Origin of the sequence: Octadecabacter temperatus (genome assembly GCF_001187845.1) — a bacterium.
GTDB lineage: Bacteria > Pseudomonadota > Alphaproteobacteria > Rhodobacterales > Rhodobacteraceae > Octadecabacter > Octadecabacter temperatus.
The window spans coordinates 2,690,463-2,703,692 of the sequence record NZ_CP012160.1; the positions used below are offsets into that span (position 1 = coordinate 2,690,463).

The window sequence follows — 13,230 nt, forward strand, 5'->3', positions numbered from 1 at the left end:
CCAATTAAAGGATGTCTCTCATGGAAATGCCAACTCCAAACCAGAACGTGTTGTCACGGAAATCGCAAATTGTTGAACGTTTGCAGTCAGTTTTGCCGATTGGAGCCGTAATCCATACCGAATCTGAAGTCCGCGCTTATGAGTGCGATGCCTTGACCGCATACAAATGTCCGCCGCTTTGTGCGGTGCTTCCTGCCTCAACAGAGGAAGTCGCGGCCGTTTTGAAGCTGTGCCATGAGATGGGCGTGCCTGTAGTACCACGCGGTTCTGGCACGTCATTGGCGGGGGGGGCTTTGCCCACCGCAGACTGCGTGATCTTAGGCGTCGCGCGGCTAAACGGTGTGTTGGAAACCAACTACGAGGATCGCTACATTCGCGTTCAATCCGGTCGCACAAACCTAAGTGTTACAGGCGCGGTTGAGGAGATGGATTTCTTCTATGCACCTGACCCGTCCAGTCAGCTCGCTTGCGCCATTGCAGGCAACGTTGCGATGAATTCCGGCGGGGCACATTGCTTGAAATACGGTGTGACGACGAACAACCTAATGGGCGTCAAAATGGTGCTGATGGATGGCACAATCACCGAGATCGGTGGCGAAAATCTGGATGCCGCGGGCCTGGACTTACTGGGCTTGATCTGCGGATCAGAGGGGCAGCTTGGCGTTGTCACCGAGGCCACGTTGCGTATTTTACGCAAACCCGAAGGCGCGCGTCCTGTCCTCATGGCGTTCAACGACAACGAGGTCGCAGGCGCCTGCGTTGCCGATATTATCAAAGCGGGTGTTTTGCCTGTGGCGATCGAATTCATGGACCGTTTGTGCATTGAGACAACCGAAAACTACGCCAAAGCAGGCTACCCTGATTGCAACGCGCTGCTGATCGTTGAAGTCGAAGGCGCACCTGAAGAAATCGATGAACAGCTTGCATTGATCAAAGACATTGCGCGCAAACACGACCCAGTTGAGTTACGCGAAGCGCAAGATGAAGAAGAGGCCGCCCGCATTTGGCTGGGCCGTAAATCCGCCTTCGGTGCGATTGGGCAGATCAGCGACTACATGTGTTTGGATGGCACGATCCCCGTCTCGTCTCTCCCGATGGTGTTGCGCCGTATTGGAGAGTTGTCTGATGAGTTTGGCCTAAAGGTCGGCAACGTTTTCCACGCAGGCGACGGCAATATGCACCCTCTAATTTGCTATGATGCCAACAAGCCGGGCGATCTGGAACTGTGTGAGGCGATGGGGGCCGAAATCCTAAAGCTGTGTGTCGATGCAGGTGGCTGTTTGACCGGCGAGCATGGTGTTGGAATTGAAAAACGGGACCTGATGACCCACCAGTATGCGCAACAAGATTTGGATATTCAGATGGCTGTGAAGGATGTGTTTGACCCTGAGTGGTTGTTGAACCCTGCAAAAGTATTTCCGCTCGACAGCAGCGCATCGCGGCGAATGGCGGCGGAGTAGTTTGATGATTGTAAAAACAGAACAAGAGCTGGCAGAATCCGTGAAGGCGGCACCGGGACCGCTACATATTCGCGGTGGCGGCACACGCGACATTGGTAATCCTGTCGATGGTAATGTCCTGAGCACTGCTGGGCTAAATGGGGTTACGCTTTATGAACCCGGTGCGCTGACGATCGTCGCACAAGCCGGAACGCCAGTTGCAGATATTGAAACCGCGCTAGACGCTGAAAACCAGCGACTTGCGTTTGAGCCGATGGACCACCGCAGGTTGCTGGGCAGTTCAGGCACGCCAACCATCGGCGGCATCGTTGCAACCAACGCAAGCGGCCCGCGCCGGATTTCGGTTGGCGCATGTCGTGACCACCTGCTTGGCGTGCGGTTTGTGGATGGGTCGGGCACGATCATCAAGAACGGTGGGCGTGTGATGAAGAACGTCACTGGCTACGACTTGGTAAAGCTGATGGCAGGGTCTTATGGGACATTGGGCGTGCTAAGTGAGGTGTCTTTGAAAGTGCTGCCTAAACCAGAAACCGAAACCACATTGGTGCTTCATGACTTAACGTTGCGCGACAGTGTTACCGCTATGTCAGCGGCGTTAGGGTCGCCGTTTGAGGTGACGGGTGCTGCTTTTGTGAACGGTTTGGCTCATATCCGGATCGAAGGGTTCGAGGCATCGGTTGCTTATCGTGCAGGGAAACTACGCGACTTGCTCGCAAAATTTGGCGAGATCACACAAACCGAGGATGCGGCGAGCGCCGCTATGTGGCGCGACATTCGGGATGTGAAGTGTTTCGCAGACCACGGCGCCGTTACACGAGTTTCCATCAAACCAAGTGCTGCGCCTGAGTTCGCCGAAAGCCTGGGGCAAACCCGCGGGGCGGATTTGGCGATGGACTGGGGCGGTGGGTTGATGTGGTTCGCCGTGACCGAAACCGAAGAAGCGACACACAAGGCTTTGCAAGACATGAGCGCGGGTAAGGGTGGTCACGCCACCTTGATCAAAGGGTCGGCGTCGATGCGCGCTGATGCACCTGTCTTCCAGCCCGAAAACCCAACTGTTACAGCGTTGTCGCAAGGGCTGCGCGCGAAATTCGACCCACGTGGGATTTTGAATGCGGGGCTGATGGGGTGATGGGACCTGTCATGACATTTATGTTAGTACCGTGTGCCGCTGCCGTTTTAGTTGGCTGGATAGCGCGTCATTGGGCGCTTGCGGGAGCGGCGTTGACCGGCGGCATCGGGCTGTTCTTGCTTGTAGCGCCTATGGGAACGACCCTGTCGCGGCTTGTACTGCCATTTGGTACGGGTGCTGCGATCGCGGGGCTGGCAATGATTATTGTACTGAAGGCGCGTCCCTCCACCTCTGTTTGGAGCCGGATGACCATTGCGCTGACCGCGACTTTCTTTCCCCACTTTCTTTTCATCTCCTACGCCATGGCGGGACGCTGATATGCAAACAACATTCACCGAAGCCCAATTGAAGGACCCGCAATTCAAGCGCTCCAATGAAATCTTGCGCAACTGTGTCCATTGCGGTTTTTGCACAGCAACCTGTCCAACGTATCAAGTTTTGGGCGATGAATTAGACAGCCCACGCGGGCGCATTTACCTCATCAAAGACATGCTGGAGAACGAGCGTGTTCCAGATGAAAAGACCGTCAAACACATCGACCGCTGTCTGTCATGTCTGGCCTGTATGACGACCTGCCCGTCTGGGGTACACTACATGCACCTTGTTGATCACGCGCGTGAGTACATTGAAAACACTTATAAACGCCCACTCTCTGACCGTGCCTTGCGCTGGGTTCTAGCGCGCATTTTGCCGTATCCGATGCGGTTTCGGGTTGCGCTTCTTGGGGCCAAGATCGGACGGCCCTTTGCGCGGTTCATGCCGGATGCCCGCCTACGGGCGATGCTAGAGATGGCCCCGAAAACCATCCCACCCGTGTCGCGCAATGATGATCCACAGACCTTTCCTGCGCAAAACAAAAAGATGCGTGTAGCTCTGATGACGGGCTGTGCGCAAAAGGCGCTGAACACGGATATCAACGATGCCACTATCCGCTTGCTCACACGGTTGGGTGCCGAAGTGGTTGTTCTTGAAGGACAAGGATGCTGCGGGGCGTTGACCCACCACATGGGCAAAACGTCCGAAAGCCACGCAGCGGCGTCCAAGAATATCAAAGCATGGCGCGCTGAGATGCTGGATGGAGGTCTCGATGCGATTGTCATTAACACGTCTGGTTGCGGGACCACGGTAAAAGACTACGGGCACATGTTCCGTGAAACAGAATTGGCTGCGGATGCGGATGCCGTGGCAGGCATCGCGATGGATGTTTCCGAAGTACTGATGAAACTGGACCTGCCGGAAGGTGGCGCGCCTGACCTGACGGTTGCTTATCACGCGGCGTGCTCGTTGCAGCACGGTCAGCAGATTAAGACTTTCCCGAAGGATTTGCTGAGAAAAGCTGGCTTCAAAGTGGCTGAACCTGCCGACAGCCATCTATGTTGCGGCTCTGCGGGTACATACAACCTGATGCAGCCAGAGATTTCCAAACAGCTTAAAACGCGCAAGATTCAGACGTTGGAAGCAGTGAAGCCCGACATTATCGCCGCCGGAAATATCGGTTGCATGATGCAGATTGGCAGCGCGACCGAGATCCCGATCGTGCATACCGTGGAGCTGCTGGACTGGGCAACAGGCGGGCCAAAACCCCCTGCCCTGACAGAGCCCGGGAAACGCGCACCTGAAGTGCCGAACCTGCGGTAATGCGCCACATTTGTGCCCTAAAGAAACGCTAATTACAGGGAAACAACGGGCAGAACATGCGCAGATTACTTTTATCATTGGCTTTTGGGATCATGGCTGCAGCTTCTGCGCAGGCCCAAACCAGTGAACTACAGTCTTTGGAAACCGGAAATGACGCCCGCGGCTGGGAAGCCGTTGGTCGCCTAGACATTGATGGCAAAGGGTTTTGCACCGGCACGTTGATCGCACCTGACTTAGTCCTGACCGCCGCCCACTGCATGTATGAAACCAACGGTGGGCAAGCCGTGGATTTCAACCGTATTTCGTTCCTTGCAGGCCTGCGAAATGGCCGCGCCGAGGCCACGCGGTCGGTTCGCAACGCGGTTATCCACCCTTCTTACGACAACCGTTCTGACACGACCTCGGAAGTCGTACGCTATGACGTAGCCTTGTTGCAGCTGGACCAACCGATCCGAAATACGCGCATCGAACCGTTTGAGCTATCCACGAGTCTGCTTCGCGGCTCGCAGGTTGGTGTTGTGTCCTACGCCAAAGATCGCGCCGAAAGCCCGTCGTTACAGGAAACCTGTGACGTCACGGGCCAACAAGCGGGCCTACTGGTGATGAGTTGCGAAATTGATTTCGGGGCCTCTGGCGCGCCTGTGTTTCGCAATGAAAACGGCGTTCCACGCCTTGTATCAGTGTTCTCAGCAATGGCTGAATTGGACGGCGTTAAGGTCGCGCTTGGCATGGACCTTGCTGAACCGATTGCCACGTTGCGCTTAGCACTGGAAGACGGTCGCGGACTGTTTGCGACACCCCCCACTTCGGCACGCGTCATTCGTCCAGGCGAACGCAATGATACAGGCGCTTTGTTCGTCCGCCCGTAAATCACCGCTCAAGCTACTTGAATGCTGCACGTCAAACTCTTGTAAAGTGCACGCCCCCTCCCCAAATAATCTGTATCGGGATGCCAATCATGGGTCCTGAACCACCCGCCTTGCCCCTTTGGGAAGGCACAAATTGTTATCGCTTTGAAAAGGATACACCATGCGTACTTTAAATCTGGCTCCACTGCACCGCGCCACTGTCGGCTTTGACCAAATCACAGATATGATGGACCGCATCTTGTCCAACGACACAGGCAGCCAAAGCTACCCGCCCTATAACATTGAAAAAACCGCTGATGATGGCTGGCGCATTTCGATTGCCGTTGCCGGATTTGGCGAAGAAGACCTCTCTGTCGAAGTCAAAGAGAACGCGCTTCACGTCACGGCGAAAAAGGCCGATGACGAGGTTGAGCGAACATACCTCCACCGCGGCATCGCGACCCGCGCATTCAGCCGCCGCTTCCATCTCGCCGATCATGTGAAAGTCACGGGAGCGTCCCATGAAAACGGTATGCTCAACATCGACCTCACGCGCGAAGTGCCTGAGGCCCTGAAACCCCGCCGGATCGAAATCGCGAAAGCTCAGAAAGTTGAGCAGGATGTGATTGAAGGCGACAAAGTAAACTAACCCTGACGTCTCCTCCCAAGACGACGAAACGGACGCGCTGCCCCTCCCTCAGCGCGTCCGTTTTGCGTTTCATTGACGACTTATTTGAAGTCGCTCCAAAGCATCGGTTCCGGAAGCGCAGAGCGTGCAAAGTCCAGCCGCAGGACATGGCGACCGTTTGGCGCTTTCGCAGGCACGGAGCGGTGAAGGGTAAGCATGGGTAAAACTAAGATGTCCCCAGCTTCAGCCGTTTCGATACTCGTCGGAAAGCGGTCGGCGTTAGTTGCAGCTTCGCTGGCTGGAACGATACCGTTTGCGTGGCTGCCGACCGCAAACTCCATGCCGCCAGATTGAGCGTCGCACGAATCCAGAAAAACACGTACGAACAGCATGTCCTCAAGTACATCTGACGGGGGTTGGCAATGCCATTGCCCAACCTTGTTCGACCAATTCGTAAAGCCAGAAACGTTCATACGATCTCGTACCAAAATGACTCGATCCTGATGCCAAGGCACTTGCCAATTCGCGTCATTTGTCTTGGAAAAGGAGACCATTCGTACCGGTTTAAAATCTCTGAAATGCGGCGTAATCGCCTGAGTAACTGGCTTGATAGCGGCGGAGGTCGCATTGTCTACGGTTAGCCTGCGTCCGGCGGCACCCTCTACGCCACCAACTGCTCGCAGGCCTTCGACTTCGCTTGTCGACAGTGCCGCGCGCAGCCAGAGGTGAGTTTTATTAGCCCAGAGAGGACTCAATGCGCCTCAGCCCATGTCGCCCCAATCCCAGCGTCCACAACCAGCGGCACGTCAAACTTCACCACCGGATTGGCCGCGTTTTCCATGACTTCCTTCGCGGCCACGATCAATTCATCCGCAGCGTCCTTATCCACCTCAAACACCAATTCATCGTGGACTTGTAACAGCATCTTCGCTGGCAAGTGCGCAATCGCGTCGTCCATGCGGATCATGGCGCGGCGGATGACGTCGGCGGCGGTGCCTTGGATCGGGGCGTTGATGGCCGCGCGTTTGGCGAAGCCTGCCTGCGGGCCTTTGGCGTTGATTTCCAGCGTATGGATTTTGCGGCCAAATAGGGTTTCGACACGGTTATGTTCTTTGGCGAACGCCACGGTGTCATCCATGAAAGTGCGAATGCCCGGGAAGCGTTCGAAATAGCGGTCAATAAACCCTTGCGCTTCAGCACGTGGAATACGCAGGTTACGGGCAAGCCCGAAACCGGAGATGCCGTAAATGACGCCAAAGTTGATCGCCTTGGCCTGACGGCGCACATCGGATGTCATCTCATCCAATGGCACGTTGAACATTTCAGACGCCGTCATCGCGTGGATGTCGTGACCATCGCGGAACGCCTGTTTCAGCGCGTCGATGCCCGCCACATGCGCAAGGATGCGCAGTTCGATCTGTGAGTAGTCCAACGCGACGAGGACCTTGCCCTCTTCGGCGACAAAAGCTTCCCGAATTTTGCGCCCCTCGTCCGTACGGATCGGAATGTTTTGCAAGTTAGGTTCGGTTGAAGACAGCCGCCCCGTGTTCGCGCCCGTGATCGAATAGGACGTGTGAACGCGTCCTGTTTCGGCATTGATGTGGGTTTGCAGGGCATCCGTGTAGGTCGATTTCAGTTTCGACAAAGACCGCCAATCAAGGACGCGAGCGGGGAAATCGTGTTCCGTCGCGAGGTCTTCTAGGATGTCGGCGCCAGTGGAATACTTGCCCGTCTTACCCTTTTTGCCGCCCTCAAGCCCCATTTCGTCAAATAGGATTTCACCCACTTGCGCGGGGGAGCCGACGTTGAATTTGTGGCCCGCAAGTTCGTAAAGTTCATCCTCAAGCCCTGCCATTTTCTGGGCGAAGGAATTCGACATGCGCGACAGCGTATCGCGGTCGACCTTGATGCCGGACATTTCCATTTTCGCCAGCACCGAAACCAGCGGCCGTTCCATGGTTTCGTAAACGGACGTGACCTGCGTTTTGTGCAATTGCGGCTTAAGTAATTGCCAAAGGCGCAGCGTAATGTCGGCGTCTTCCGCCGCATATTTCACGGCCTTCGCCACGTCCACACGATCAAAAGTGATCGCTGATTTACCTGTCCCAAGCAGGGGCTTAATCGGGATCGGCGTGTGGCCTAGATACTGCTCCGAAAGCACATCCATGCCGTGACGGTTCAACCCTGCATTCATTGCGTAGGACATCAACATCGTGTCGTCGATGGGCGCCGCGTCAATGTTCAATCGTTTGAAAATCTTGCAGTCATACTTGGCGTTTTGGAAAATCTTGAGGATGCTGTCGTCTTCCAACATCGGCTTTAAGATCGCGAGGCATTCCTCGAAGTCCATCTGATCTTTGGCGAGTTCATCATTCCCAAACAGATCATCCGCAGCGCCGCCTTTATGGGTCAGCGGAATGTAGCACGCCTCGCCCGCCTCAACGCACAGGGACACGCCAACGAGGTCGACAACCATTTCGTTTAGGCCCGTCGTTTCCGTGTCCACAGCGACATAGCCGCGGGCGTAAATACGCGCAATCCATGCCTCAAGCGCGCCTCGGTCCTTCACCCATTCGTACTTTTCCTCATCAAAAGCGGGCTGTTCAGGCGTGCCTTCAACAACATCGACCGAGGTGTCTTCAATGACTGGAGCCTCAACCCCCAATCTGTCGGAAACGCGTTTCACGATCGTGCGGAATTCCATCTGCGCAAGGAATTCTAGTAACACATCAGGTTCAGGATCGCGTACTTCAAGGTCATCGAGCGTAAAGGGCAATTCCATCGCGTCGTCCAGCGTCACAAGGCGTTTGGACAGTTCAATCTGGGCGCGGTTGTCGATCAGAGTTTGCCGACGTTTTGGTTGTTTGATCTCGTCCGCGCGATCAAGCAGTTCTTCAAGGTCGCCATATTCGTTGATCAACAACGCGGCGGTTTTGATGCCGATTCCAGGGGCACCAGGCACATTGTCGGCCGTGTCGCCCGCGAGCGCCTGAATGTCGATCACGCGGTCAGGGCCGACGCCGAACTTTTCATGCACTTCGTCTACGTCGATGATCTTGTTGCCCTTCATGGCATCCATCATCACCACGCCGCCGCCGACCAATTGCATCATGTCTTTGTCGCTAGAAATGATCGTACAGCTGCCACCTGCTTCGCGGGCTTGGCGTGCGAGGGTTGCAATGATGTCGTCGGCCTCAAAGCCTTCGATTTCCTCACAGGCGATGTTGAACGCGCGCGTCGCATCGCGGGTCAGTGGCATTTGCGGGCGCAGATCTTCTGGCATGGCCTCGCGGTTGGCTTTGTATTGGTCATACATTTCGTTGCGAAACGTGTGGCTGCCTTTGTCGAAGATCACAGCGACATGGGTAACATCGCCGCCGACGTTACCTTCAACATAGCGTTGCAGCATGTTGCAAAACCCCGAAACGGCCCCAATCGGCAGCCCGTCAGACTTGCGCGTCAGCGGTGGCAACGCGTGATATGCGCGAAAGATAAATGCCGATCCGTCGATCAGATGTAGATGACAACCTTTGCCGAACGCCATTGCTTAGCCCCTTTTTGCAGACCTCGCATAGGTAACGGGGACTGCGAGAGGGTTCAATCGTTCAAGCGGTAGCAAAGGGTCTTATGCGCGGGAGAACCGGCGTGCACAGCTAATCAGGACTGTACCGGCGATCAGAAAGATGAGAGCCAAACCAGCAACCCAAAGGGCTACACCCGCTGCCCCCAAATTGCCGACATCCAAGAAGAAATACGGATACTCGCCATCCACGGCCCCGCGCGCGATCGCATAGATTGAATAGAGAATGGGAAACGCGCTCCAGATCACTAGATCACGCCAAACCAATCGCCCTTTAGGCAGCGCCAAAAGCCACAGACCGATGAAGGCAATCGGAATGACGGTGTGCAGCATGCCATTCACGATCCAGTCCAGCCCAACCCGAGGATCATCGCCTGCCAAGAGGACATGAAACACGATTGCGACAAGTGCGATGGCCATGGTCAGACCCGCAGTCAGCCATTGTGGCGGCATGCGCCCGAACGCAATCGCGCCGCTGGTCAAACCAATCAGCATATTCGTCCAGATGGTGAAATAACGAAAATCGTTCCAGACAGCGCCCAAAAACGAAATCTCTTTTTCCTGCATTGTCATGCCAAAACGAGCAATCAATGTCGCAGAAACAGCAAGCGCCAGAATCGTTGAGAACAGGCGCAGCTTTTGCATCAGTCCGCAGCGTCGCCGTAAACGTATTTGCAATCGCAATACGGGCACTCGACCCAACCTTGCTTCTTGGAAATCTGCAGCCAGACGCGTGGATGGCCCAATGCGCCTTCGCCACCATCACAGGCAATCCGCCGCTCGTTCACAATCTTGGTTTCTTGGGCGGTGGTTGTCATGCAATTGCCTCTGGGCTGGGGGCACGTTAGGTGCCACATAAGAACGGTATCGAACGCGGACCATATTAGCGATCCGCGCCGCGCGAACAAGATGGGAATGCACTGTATGTCCGAGAACGCTTTGGAAATCACAGGTCTACGCAAAACATATGCCGCCAGTAAACGCAGCCCCGCGAAAGAAGCCCTGACAGGGGTCGATCTAACAGTGCCACGTGGCTCCATTTTCGGACTATTGGGGCCAAATGGCGCGGGCAAATCAACCATCATTAACATTCTCGCCGGACTGGTGACCAAATCCACGGGCTCAGTGCGCATTTGGGGCTTCGATCAAGACGAAAACCCGCGCCAATCCCGCGCTGCGATCGGTATCATGCCCCAAGAACCCAACTTAGATCCATTCTTCACACCACGCGGTTCCTTGGACGTTCAGGCGGGGTTGTATGGCGTACCGAAATCACAACGCCGCACCGAAGAGCTTTTGGAGCTCACGGGCCTCACAGACAAAGCAGAGGCCTACGCGCGTTCCCTTTCAGGGGGCATGCGCCGTCGCCTTTTGCTTGGTAAGGCGTTGGTTCATTCACCGCAAATTTTGGTGCTGGATGAACCAACAGCAGGCGTCGACATCGAACTTCGCAATATGCTGTGGCAACACGTGCGGCGCCTGAACGACGAAGGCATGACCATCATCCTCACGACCCACTACTTGGAAGAAGCCGAACAGATGTGCGACCAGATCGCCATCATCAACCACGGCGCGGTCATCGCAAATGACACGACAGCAAACCTTCTCGGGCAGCTGGATGCCAAAACAATGGTCATCACGCCAGATACCCCGTGCGACCTGCCCGATGTGCTACCAACTGGGGTCGACGGCCAAAAACGCACAAATGGCACACTCGCCTTCACCTACAAAACATCACAAATCCGCGCCGAAGAAGTGCTGTCACTGGTCCATAACGCGGGCATCACCATCAAAGACGTGCGCACCGAAGACCCGCACCTAGAGGACGTGTTTCTAAACCTAACCCGTGCCTGAGCTCTTCGCATTTGCTTTTGTTTCAAAAGTATCCCGAGGGTCTGGGGGCTGCCCCCCAGCTGATCGGATTGGCGAAGCCAATTCGAAACACGTTACTTCGCCAACATGCGCCCCAGATTACGTCCACCTAGGATATGCATGTGGTAATGTGGAACTTCCTGCACCCCGTGTTCCCGGGCATTGGCGACGGCACGAAAACCATCCTCTACACCTTCCAAACGGCAAACTTCAGCGATGGCTTGCATGAACGCTACTTGCTCATCCGCTGAAGCGTCACGCGCAAAGTGGTCCAAGGACATGTAAGGGCCTTTCGGGATTACCAAAACATGTACAGGCGCCTGTGGGTAGACATCCCGAAACGCCAATGCGTGATCGTTTTCAAACACGGTTTGGTTAGGGATCTCACCACGAAGGATCTTGGCGAAAATATTCTGGTCATCATAAACGAAGTCCAAGGGGTCTCTCCTTAGTCGGAAAATAAATACGGTGTCTGTGAGATACTACGTCCGACATCTTCGGACACGCTCAAGAATTCACAAATAGGTGGCGTGTTTTCATCAGGGCTGGCCAATTCACGCACACGTAGGTGGTTTTCGAAACCTGCATCCCGAATGCGGTCGGATTCATAAACAACGTCGTAACGGATCGTCGGCAAAAGCTGTTCCATCGTTTCATCGGCCGTTTGATCCCCAGCAAGGCCGACGCGCTTGGCGTGTCCAATCAAGTATTCGTCGGTGAAATCACATTCTAATTCCAAAAGCCGCGTCGTTGAGCGGTCGTTGAAGAAATCCTGCATCAGATCGAGGTTCGCTGTGTCCAGACAAATGATCAATCGGTCCGTGTCATAGTAGTCAAACAACATCCGCATCAACGCACGACGGTGACGGGTTCGTTTACCAAGCGTACGTTGGATACCGCCAAGATCGGGCAAATCGGTGTCTTCTTCGTTGAACAAATAATCGATGCACGGAATGGTCGTGTGATGTTTCACAGACCCAACGAACCGCTTTGCGACGTGCCACTTTTTGCAGGCCACAATCAACAATTCGCGTTCACGCCCAAGCGAGGTTTCCGTTTCCCAGAAACGCGGCGCAAATCGTCGGCCGATACGTCCACGCCCTGTCAGAAACCCAAACAGCTTGCGCCCCTCGTCGGAAATTTTGAAGTCATCCCGATCAGACGCATAAAGCCGCCCTAAGCGTTCCTTCAGCGACGTCGCCTCTGGTGAAATCTTGCGCGCAAACAAGAAGTCCTGCGACAGCAAAAGATCATAGTGATCGTTATAGAACGTCACCGGCATGCCGTAGTCCGTGAACATCAAAAACGTCAGCGTGCGCGTGCGGATTTCAGGTTCTGGCACCAGATGGCGCACCAAAGTTTGGAAAAACGTCTCATCTGGAATCCAAGTGGTACGGAAAAACTTCATCACGTCGGGGCGATTCTTGGTCATGTCGATGATCCATTCGACGGTGCGACGACGCAAACACCACCACTGCGACCCGATCATAATTTGCAGGTCTGCTGGGATTTCACGCTCCAGCCCAAGCTTTCGCTGCGCCCACCACGAATTGTAGAACAATGTTTTGTGGGTGCGTTCATTGAAGAAGTGGCGATAAATCAGTCGCTCTTCTTTCATACCAGTCTTGATCCAGTCGGACTCGAAGAAATCAAAACTCTCGATGTAGTCACAATCATCGGCGTCTAGCAGCGACTTGGCATAGCTTGCGGATTTAATCGCCATGCAATCGCCCGAAACCATATAAAAATGTGTCGCCCGTGGAAACGCATCAACCGCGGCTTCCACAGCATACAATGTCGCCTGAACAAGAGACCATTCGCCCCAACCGCACTTGATCCGCTTTTTGGCAAACGTGACGTTAGGATTATCCCCAAGTTCCTTTTCTATAAGGGCGAATGCTTCCCTTGGGGCACTGGCATCAAAGTGAATTGCGATGTAGTCACCGACCGCAGTCAACTGTAGCGCCTGCTGCACGATGGCTTCAGGGTCTTTGTGGCATAGCAAGATGAAGGCGATTTTTGCCATTTTAGAAACAATTTTCCCCTGATAGGTGAACTGTTTTTCTTGTGTA

At 54.7% G+C, this 13,230-nt stretch carries 13 protein-coding genes; 7 read left to right on the forward strand and 6 right to left on the reverse strand.

Annotated elements, in window-relative coordinates; genetic code table 11:
* Positions 1 to 20 precede the first annotated feature (20 nt).
* From OSB_RS13475 to OSB_RS13500, 6 genes are all read left to right on the forward strand, one after another.
* Positions 21 to 1,460 carry an FAD-linked oxidase C-terminal domain-containing protein gene (locus OSB_RS13475; RefSeq protein ID WP_049835483.1) on the forward strand — a complete coding sequence of 480 codons (1,440 nt, stop codon included), beginning with the start codon at positions 21 to 23 and terminating at the stop codon, positions 1,458 to 1,460.
* A gap of 4 nt (positions 1,461 to 1,464) precedes the next feature.
* Entirely contained in the window at positions 1,465 to 2,592 is a 1,128-nt protein-coding gene (glcE, locus tag OSB_RS13480) for a glycolate oxidase subunit GlcE (protein WP_049835484.1), read from the forward strand.
* A gap of 11 nt (positions 2,593 to 2,603) precedes the next feature.
* The gene (locus OSB_RS13485) at positions 2,604 to 2,909 is read left to right on the forward strand and encodes a hypothetical protein (protein ID WP_049835485.1); all 306 of its coding nucleotides are present in this window, start codon (positions 2,604 to 2,606) and stop codon (positions 2,907 to 2,909) included.
* Between the two features lies 1 nt (position 2,910).
* Entirely contained in the window at positions 2,911 to 4,230 is a 1,320-nt protein-coding gene (glcF, locus tag OSB_RS13490; protein ID WP_049835486.1) for a glycolate oxidase subunit GlcF, read from the forward strand.
* A gap of 56 nt (positions 4,231 to 4,286) precedes the next feature.
* The gene (locus OSB_RS13495) at positions 4,287 to 5,099 is read left to right on the forward strand and encodes a trypsin-like serine peptidase (RefSeq protein ID WP_049835487.1); all 813 of its coding nucleotides are present in this window, start codon (positions 4,287 to 4,289) and stop codon (positions 5,097 to 5,099) included.
* 160 nt (positions 5,100 to 5,259) lie between these two features.
* Entirely contained in the window at positions 5,260 to 5,727 is a 468-nt protein-coding gene (locus OSB_RS13500; RefSeq protein ID WP_049835488.1) for an Hsp20 family protein, read from the forward strand.
* Positions 5,728 to 5,807: 80 nt separating this feature from the next.
* On the opposite strand, the gene OSB_RS13505 is transcribed toward OSB_RS13500, so the two are convergent.
* From OSB_RS13505 to OSB_RS16535, 4 genes are all read right to left on the reverse strand, one after another.
* Positions 5,808 to 6,260, reverse strand: coding sequence for a phytanoyl-CoA dioxygenase family protein (locus tag OSB_RS13505; protein ID WP_143831354.1), 453 nt, complete (start codon positions 6,258 to 6,260; stop codon positions 5,808 to 5,810).
* A gap of 197 nt (positions 6,261 to 6,457) precedes the next feature.
* Positions 6,458 to 9,250, reverse strand: a complete 2,793-nt coding sequence (gene polA, locus OSB_RS13510; RefSeq protein WP_049835490.1) for a DNA polymerase I — start codon at positions 9,248 to 9,250, stop codon at positions 6,458 to 6,460.
* An 81-nt stretch (positions 9,251 to 9,331) separates the two neighbouring features.
* Complete coding sequence (locus OSB_RS13515) at positions 9,332 to 9,931, reverse strand: Pr6Pr family membrane protein (RefSeq protein WP_049835491.1); 600 nt, start codon at positions 9,929 to 9,931, stop codon at positions 9,332 to 9,334.
* The gene (locus tag OSB_RS16535) at positions 9,931 to 10,104 is read right to left on the reverse strand and encodes a zinc-finger domain-containing protein (protein ID WP_074202296.1); all 174 of its coding nucleotides are present in this window, start codon (positions 10,102 to 10,104) and stop codon (positions 9,931 to 9,933) included. The genes OSB_RS13515 and OSB_RS16535 overlap by 1 nt, the downstream gene beginning before the upstream one ends.
* Before the next feature lie 106 nt (positions 10,105 to 10,210).
* Between OSB_RS16535 and OSB_RS13520 the strand changes: the two genes are divergently transcribed.
* Positions 10,211 to 11,140, forward strand: a complete 930-nt coding sequence (locus tag OSB_RS13520) for an ABC transporter ATP-binding protein (protein WP_049835492.1) — start codon at positions 10,211 to 10,213, stop codon at positions 11,138 to 11,140.
* A 92-nt stretch (positions 11,141 to 11,232) separates the two neighbouring features.
* Here the strand turns inward: OSB_RS13520 and OSB_RS13525 are convergent, their stop codons facing one another.
* Positions 11,233 to 11,595: a histidine triad nucleotide-binding protein gene (locus OSB_RS13525; RefSeq protein WP_049835493.1), complete on the reverse strand. Its 363-nt coding sequence runs from the start codon at positions 11,593 to 11,595 to the stop codon at positions 11,233 to 11,235.
* A gap of 11 nt (positions 11,596 to 11,606) precedes the next feature.
* Positions 11,607 to 13,184 (reverse strand): DUF5928 domain-containing protein, encoded by a 1,578-nt coding sequence (locus tag OSB_RS13530; protein ID WP_049836176.1) that lies wholly within the window; start codon positions 13,182 to 13,184, stop codon positions 11,607 to 11,609.
* Positions 13,185 to 13,230 lie beyond the last annotated feature (46 nt).